1 pseudogene is annotated in these 3043 nt (G+C 38.0%); it reads right to left on the minus strand.

The window, feature by feature from the left end:
• Positions 1-3043 (minus strand): annotated as a pseudogene (locus tag G6W45_RS09615) (hypothetical protein); the annotation flags it as partial.

Below are 3043 nucleotides of genomic sequence, written 5' to 3' on the forward strand. Positions count from 1 at the left end.
ATATATCTTGAACATTACTAGCTGTAAGAGCTAAGGTTGTCTTTTCTCCATTAGTCATATCTAGTCTTTCGATATTTTTAACATGACTAAAGTCTATACTATTGTCAGCAACTTTTAATGTATCAAAGCCAGATCCACCATCGATAGTTGTATTAATTAGCGTTGCGCCTTTGTCTACTATGATAGTATCATTGCCAGTTTCGCCCAATAAGCTATCGCCATATATAGAAGAATTTTCAAATCTAGCTCCAGCTTTGATATGGATCGTATCATCACCGGCATCGCCCTCTATACTAGCGTTATCAAATTTTCCAGAGTTAACGAAAATTTTATCATCTCCTGCTCCGCCATGTATGCCGGCATTATGATTACCTGCATTTTCGCCTTTAAATTCTGCTCCATTAACATTTATTATATCGTCGCCAGCATCTGCATATACATTAGCTTGATTAAATTTGGCTCCACTTTCTAGAGTTATAGTATCTACACCATTTCCAGCAGCTATATAAGAGAAGTCTTGGAATATAGTACCGTCTTTTATAGTGATTGTATCGTCGCCATTGCCAGTATCTATAGCAGATAGGTTACCATCGGCAAGTTTTAAGAACGTAGTATTTGTAACTTCTACCGTATCGTCGCCATCACCGGTATTTAAAGCAGAACTTTGAAAGGTTGTGCGAGCATCGTCAGGGTTGCGGTTAATAGTTATAGTATCGTTGCCTTCTGAAGTATTTATAGTGTTATAGTTAAATATTGTTCCTTCTTCGATATCAACATCATCGTCGCCTTTATCCGTATCAACTACCGCATGCGTTAAAGTAGAATTGTTAATTACCACGTGATCTTTGTCGGCACCGGTATTTATAGATGTTTTTGCGCTAGCGGTGCCATTAAGTTTAGAACCCCTAATTTCTAGGTCGTCTTCTCCTGCACCAGTATATATATTATTTTCGCCTTCCATTAAAGAGTCACTTTGTATTTGTACCAAATCGCCTTTGCTACCGGTAGTTATCGTAGTCTTTTCGACTTTAGCTTTGTGTATCTGCACATGCTTATGATCGCCGTCACCCATATTTATCTTCACATCATCAAAATCTGATACTCTATTTGCATAGTTGCCGCTATTGCCTAGACCGCTTAGCAGTACAGTATCTCGGCCGTTACCAGTATTTATCTCGGTTTTAGTCGCTATAGGTTTTGAATAAGGCTGAGTCGGATCTGAATCATAATTCTCACTATGATGCTCAAACGTAACTATATCATTGCCTTCTCCAGTTTCCATTTTTACAGAATTTAAAGACGATCCATCAAATACTTGAACGATATCACCGCCGTTTCCGGTTTTAATATCAGTATATTTTATATTAGAGTCTTTGATAGTTATCATATCAGTATCGTCACCAGTGTCTATTTCTACGGTATTATGTTCATCTACGCCTTCTACTGTAGAGTTATTTATATTTATTTCGTCTTCACCGGCATTAGTACTTATACCAGAACCTAGTCCCTCAACTTTTGAACCACTATTTATATTTATGATATCTTTACCATCTCCAGTGCTTATATAAGCTTCACTAAATACCGCATTGTTGGTTAACGTTATTTCGTTACCGCCATTACCATTTTCTATACTACCGCCGTTCATAGTAGCATCGTCTATAGTTACTTTGTTTAGACCACCTCCTAAAGTCATTTCAACATTAGTTAGTGTAGCTTTATCACTTACATTTACGATGTCATCTCCATCTCCAGTGCTAATACTAGATCTCCTACCTTCTAGCGATTTTTTTAGATCACTCTTAATATTGATCGTACTTTTTGTACCAGCATCTTCCGCTATGATGTTAACACCAGTAGTAGTAGCTCCTTTTTCAAAATTTATCGTATTTTCTTTGGCTACCACTTCTATTTTAGCATTAGACATAAATGCTCCGTTTTTCACGTTTAGCGTAGAAGTATTACCTTGTTCTCCTTTATCTAAAGGACTAGCAGACTTACCCATATGTATAACAGCCCCTTCATGTCGGGTACCGTGAATGTTAGCTCCAGAATTTACGTTTACAATGTCATTGCCGCTTCCGCTTCTGATCATGGTACCTTTTTTTAACTCTGCTCCAGAATTTACGTTTATAATGTCATTGCCGCTTCCACCGTCTATCACACTAACTCTCTCATCGGTTACATCAAACGAAGCGTTTTCGATATTTATTACATCGTCATCAGCACCGGCCATTAAGATAGATCCTTTAAAATTAATCTTATCTGTAGCGGTTCCTTTTAAATTTACAGTTTCGCTTCCAGCGCCCATATTTATTATAGTATTAGTTAAAGTGACGCCAGGAGCTATATTTAAGTTGTCCGAACTTGAACCGGTACTTATATAAGATTGACCGCCTATGTATTCATGAGTAAACGGATCTATTTCATAAGTACCGGTACCTGTTACGTCAGAAGTTATATTGATCTCGTCACCCTTTACGCTACTATAAATTTTAGTATCTATATTAGTACCGTCTGAAGTAATCTTGCTTCCATTATCTCCACCAAATACGCTAAGATCGCTTGAAGGGTTTACTATTTTGGCCACATCTCCAGTATGATTTGCCGAATTAGCACTACTTGTTAGCACCAAGTCTTTAGCATTATCTTGACCAATAGCTAGCTTGCCGTCGTTACTTTTAAACCAGCCGTCTTGAAGGGTAAATGTATTTACTCCAGCGTTAGGAACTAGATAATCCCTACCGTCTATCCATCTAACTATACTATAGCCATTCAAAGTAGATCCGGCATTAGACATGTCATTTACTAGACTTCGCATATGAAAAACGAATCCGTCGTTTATATTTTCGTTTAGATACGCCGACAAAGGAATCTTTATACTTCCTGCTGGTAAAGCAGGCCCTGTTGCTTCAGTTCCAGCTCCAGCCCCAACAGCACTTCCTCCACTTACACCAAAGCTATTATCTCCACCTGCTGCTAGAGATAAAGCATCTATGCTTCCTACATTAGCATTTATGTTACTAATGTGGCCTCCTTCTGCAAA

This window comes from Campylobacter concisus (assembly GCF_015229955.1).
GTDB classification, from domain to species: Bacteria; Campylobacterota; Campylobacteria; order Campylobacterales; family Campylobacteraceae; genus Campylobacter_A; species Campylobacter_A concisus_AT.